At 60.7% G+C, this 4,319-nt stretch carries 6 protein-coding genes; 1 reads left to right on the forward strand and 5 read right to left on the reverse strand.

Features of this window, described 5'->3' with window-relative positions:
- Window positions 1-198 precede the first annotated feature (198 nt).
- Window positions 199-657 carry a tRNA (adenosine(37)-N6)-threonylcarbamoyltransferase complex ATPase subunit type 1 TsaE gene (gene tsaE / locus BQ17_RS17565; protein WP_089729314.1) on the reverse strand — a complete coding sequence of 153 codons (459 nt, stop codon included), beginning with the start codon at window positions 655-657 and terminating at the stop codon, window positions 199-201.
- 65 nt (window positions 658-722) lie between these two features.
- The gene (gene trxC / locus BQ17_RS17570; RefSeq protein WP_089729316.1) at window positions 723-1,157 is read right to left on the reverse strand and encodes a thioredoxin TrxC; all 435 of its coding nucleotides are present in this window, start codon (window positions 1,155-1,157) and stop codon (window positions 723-725) included.
- A gap of 126 nt (window positions 1,158-1,283) precedes the next feature.
- Here trxC and trxA point away from each other — a divergent pair, with 126 nt between their 5' ends.
- The gene (gene trxA, locus BQ17_RS17575; RefSeq protein WP_089729318.1) at window positions 1,284-2,147 is read left to right on the forward strand and encodes a thioredoxin; all 864 of its coding nucleotides are present in this window, start codon (window positions 1,284-1,286) and stop codon (window positions 2,145-2,147) included.
- A 475-nt stretch (window positions 2,148-2,622) separates the two neighbouring features.
- Here trxA and BQ17_RS17580 read toward each other — a convergent pair whose 3' ends face one another.
- From BQ17_RS17580 to BQ17_RS17590, 3 genes are all read right to left on the reverse strand, one after another.
- Window positions 2,623-3,015 carry a type II toxin-antitoxin system VapC family toxin gene (locus BQ17_RS17580; RefSeq protein WP_089729320.1) on the reverse strand — a complete coding sequence of 131 codons (393 nt, stop codon included), beginning with the start codon at window positions 3,013-3,015 and terminating at the stop codon, window positions 2,623-2,625.
- Window positions 3,012-3,257 (reverse strand): type II toxin-antitoxin system Phd/YefM family antitoxin, encoded by a 246-nt coding sequence (locus tag BQ17_RS17585; protein ID WP_089729322.1) that lies wholly within the window; start codon window positions 3,255-3,257, stop codon window positions 3,012-3,014. Before BQ17_RS17585 ends, BQ17_RS17580 begins: the two co-directional genes overlap by 4 nt.
- Before the next feature lie 601 nt (window positions 3,258-3,858).
- Window positions 3,859-4,319, reverse strand: a 461-nt coding sequence (locus BQ17_RS17590) for a hypothetical protein (protein WP_218068339.1), incomplete at its 5' end; no start/stop codon positions are given.

Genomic DNA, 4,319 nt, shown 5'->3' on the forward strand with positions numbered 1-4,319 from the left:
AGTGGTTGATAGTCCAAGTCCGCCGACCCGCATAGCGGTCTGACCTACCCTCTGCCAGTTAAAGATTTACCACTACCAACCAACTAACCTGTAGGGTGGGCTGTGCCCACCAAATACTACGCCTGACCGGTGGGCTACGGGTACGGTTCCATAAAAATCAATGACTTAGTTTTTAGACAGCCTCTGAGGCTTTCAGCATCATTCAGCAAGCCACAAATGCGCTTCCAGCACTCTGCCACACGGTCCATGGGCCGTCAGCTCCAAGCTACGGGCCTCGCCCGCATGCTCGATGCGGATGGTCAAATCCGGCACCGGCAAGGCGCCCCGTCCCCGCTCCGGCCATTCCACGAGCAGCAGGCTCCGGCCGTCCAACAGGTCGCGCAGGCCCAGGTATTCGAGTTCTTCCGGATCACTGAGCCGGTAGAGGTCCAAGTGGTAGAGGTCCATGGCCCCCAGCTCATAGGGTTCGAGCAGTGTATAGGTCGGGCTGCGGACCGGGCCTGCATGGCCGAGTCCGCGTAGAATGCCGCGCACGAGGGTGGTCTTGCCGGTGCCCAGATCACCTTGCAGATAGATGGTACAGGGGGGGCGAAGATGCGTGGCGATACGCCGGCCGAAGGCAATCTGGGCCGCTTGACCCTGGAGCCGGATGCGCACGCTACCACTCCTTTGCTTTCCGTGCTCCCACGCGGCAGCTCGGTCCGGCGCCGGGAGTGCATCGCTTATAGCCACTGCCGAACCCAGGCCACTAAGCGGTCGGTATCCATGGCGCCGGTGGTACGGGTTACCTCCTGTCCGTCTTTGCAGAGGACCAGGGTCGGAATACTGCGAATGCCGAATCGGCCGGCCGTAACCTGGGCCTCCTCCGTGTTGACCTTCACTAGGCGCGCCTGCGGTTCCAACACCCGCGCGGCCGCCTCGAACGCCGGTGCCATCATCCGGCAGGGGCCACACCAGGGCGCCCAGAAATCGACCACCAGGGGCAACCGGCTGCGCTCGATATGACGCGCAATCCGCCGTTCATCCAGGACCACAGGGACACCGGAAAAGAGCGGCGCACGGCACTTTCCGCATTTGGCGTCCGCGCCGAGACGATTCCGCGGGACTCGATTGACCGCATCGCACTCGGGACAGACCACATGGACTAGGTTCGACATTTCGGTCTCCTTGCACACCGAATCGGGAGGATCGCCGGACCTCGAACGCCCCGCCTGCTTGATTCAAACGATTGCACACCTATTTACGGGCTTAGAGCAAGCTTCCAATAAGGAGTAACGAAGGTCATGGCGGATTCACCCTACGTCATCGCGGTCACGGCCGAAAGCTTCCGGCGCGTCGTCGTCGAAGGCTCCCATGAGCGCCTGGTGCTGGTGGACTTCTGGGCCGATTGGTGCGCACCCTGCCGGATGTTGATGCCGGTGCTCGCGTCCCTGGCGGACGCCTACGGCGGAAAACTCTTGGTTGCCAAGGTAAACACCGAGGAAGAACAGGCGCTTGCCGTCGAGTACGGTATTCGCAGCCTGCCCACGGTGCAACTCTTCAAGGATGGGCGACCCATCGACCAGTTCATGGGCGCCCTGCCCGAGCCCCAGGTCCGTGAGTTTCTCGAACGCCACCTGCCCCGCGAGTCGGACCGACTCCTGGCCCAGGCCCGGGGGTTGCTGAACGCCGGTGACCGAGCGGGTGCGGCCCGCATCATCGAGCAGGCGCGGGAGGCCGAGCCGGAGAATGCCCGTGTCCGCCTGGTCGAGGCCGAAATCGAAGCGGCGGCGGGCAATGTCCAGGGTGCCCAAGCGATACTCGATGACCTGCCGCGGGAGTTGGCCGATGATCCCGAAGTAGCGCGCCTGAAGGGACAAGTCGGCTTCGCGGCAATCCAGGTCGATTCGCCGCCGGAAGCAACCCTGGTATCCAGGTTGGAAGCAGACCCCAAGGACAGTGACGCCCGGCATAGACTCGCGGCCCACCTGGTGGCGCGTGGTGATTTCGAAGGTGCACTCGAACAACTCCTGGAGCTGATGAAGCGGGACCGCGCCTTCGCCGACGACGCCGGCCGCAAGGGTATGCTCATGATCTTTGCCATGCTCGGCGGACAAGGCGATCTGGTGACCCGTTACCGCAGCCGGATGTTGAACGCCCTCTATTAATGCCAAGGCCATTAAGCTAAGTCTTGTCGGTCGGGTTAGGCGCGTCTTCCGATGGTGAGGGATGCAAACATCTTCGAACGCGCCGTAACCCGACATTCGATCGTGCGTACCCGCCTGCTCCGTCGCGGATTCGACATCCCGCATTGTCCGGTTACGGCGCGTTTGGCCCCGCTGGCACATACCAACCTGGGAAGGCGCGCCTGGTAGTGGTTAAGGTCTAAATGGAAACATCGCCACGAGCAGTGGGTTGGGCACGCCACACGCAGCACCCCTCTCCCGCCGGGAGAGGGCCGGGGAGAGGGGATCAAATCAAGCAACGGGGCATAGTGAACCTTTCTATGCTAACCATTTAAAAATTTACCACTACCAATCTGCGTAATCTGCGGATAAAAGATGCCGTTTTTCCCATACTCAATCCAACCTGGACCGCTCCGCGGCCAACAACCACAGGCCAATGTCGAGCACGCTCGCCGTCCTAGGGCAAGGAGCTACTGATCCGGAACGGCTGAATGGATAGCTCGGCGATCATCCGGTAGTGCTTGAGGTTCCCGGTCGCCAAGCGCTCTCCATGCTCGATACAGGTGGCCGCGATCAGGGCGTCGGCCAGCTGCAGAGAACCGGATAAGAAATGTTCCTCCACATAGGTCATGGCCCGCATAGAAATGGCCTCCGTGATCGGCAGCACTTGCCACCGCCCGCTGGCCAAGGTGCTGCGCAAGGCCCGCAGCTCGTCCGCATTGCGCATCCCCTGCACCAGCTCCATATAGGTCACGGCGGACAAGCGAATCCGGTCATAGGTATCCAGGATAGCCGCAGCCTCCGGCCTTCCCCGCAGATACCAGATCAGTACATCCGTATCGACGATCACGGATAGCGGCTCTGCCGCAGGGTCCGGACCCAAGTCTCCGGATCGACCAGATCATCCCGGTCGGCCCAGAGCCCGAACAGCTCGTCCTGCTTTACCGACTCCGCCCGCTCCGATCCCTGATTCATAGGTACCACCCGGGCCTTGGCACGACCGCGATAGGTGATGGTCACCGCTTGCCCGCGCTCGACCGTGTCGAGCAGCAGACGGGTCTTTCGGCGTAGCTCTTTCGCGGAAACTTCCATCACAAACCCTCGAATGTCACTTTGAAGTGATCACTTTAGCATAGCGGTTGGCACAATAGAAAGAACCGATTGGCTCGGCGGACCCTGCAAGACAATGTCATTAAGTTAAGCCTCAAAGCCCCTCTCCCGGCGGGAGAGTGTCGTAAAACCGGTGGTGTCAGCTGCCAGTCTGTGAAGTTTAAACCACAGAGAACACAGAGGACGTAGGGAATCGGCCCGTGCCCTTCTCTGTGTCCTCTGTGGTTCGAAAGGACTTTTGCGACACCCTCGGCGGAAGAGGGGTTGGGGAGAGGGCGAATGAAAAACAGCGCTCAACCGATCACAAACGGCGCCGGTGACGCTTAACTTAATGGTATTGCCCTGTAAGAGGGCCGATTTTCGGGAAGATTTCCACGCACTCACCTGGACGCAATCGTCACAATCCGCGCGTACAGAGGACAAAACCGATGAACTTCCGCTACGCCGATTATCTCCGCCGGCAGCGTAGGTCCTATGCAGGCCCGCAGCGGATTAACCTTAAGGGATAAAACAACCCACAGAGGAGATCCCAGAGATAACTGCGGACCTTTATAGGATCTACGAGCTGCCGGTTCGGATCGCTTTACCGGAACGGATTCCGTGGTGGGCGCGTCAGATCGAGGGATGGCCTGTTATTGCGCACCCAGGCGACCAGATCATCGGTCGTCTGGAACGCTTCGGCAGTCTCGAAGACACCGGCCAAGCGGCTGTAATAGCGCAGCAGCTGTTCGCGGGTCTTGTGCTCCGGATACCCGGAATCCTTGTCGAAGGCCATCGGTGCCTGGAGCAGATCAGGGGCGGTATCGATACCAGTGCCAGTGGCGTCCTGGGCTATCGGTAGATCTCCGAGGCTGGCGGCTAGTGAGACAAAAGCTTGCGAGGTTGTCTCCTTTAACCCCATAACCTCTACCAGACGCAAGGCACCCGCCTGCGCTTGCTCCGCCGGCAGCCGCTCACCCAACTTGCCCAGCGCCTCAACGAGCTGGCTGAGTTTCTCTGGATCGTCGGTTGTGCCCATAACCTTCACCAGGCGCAAGGCACCCG

The sequence above is a fragment of the Candidatus Thiosymbion oneisti genome (assembly GCF_900092655.1).
Taxonomy (GTDB): Bacteria; Pseudomonadota; Gammaproteobacteria; order Chromatiales; family Chromatiaceae; genus Thiosymbion; species Thiosymbion oneisti.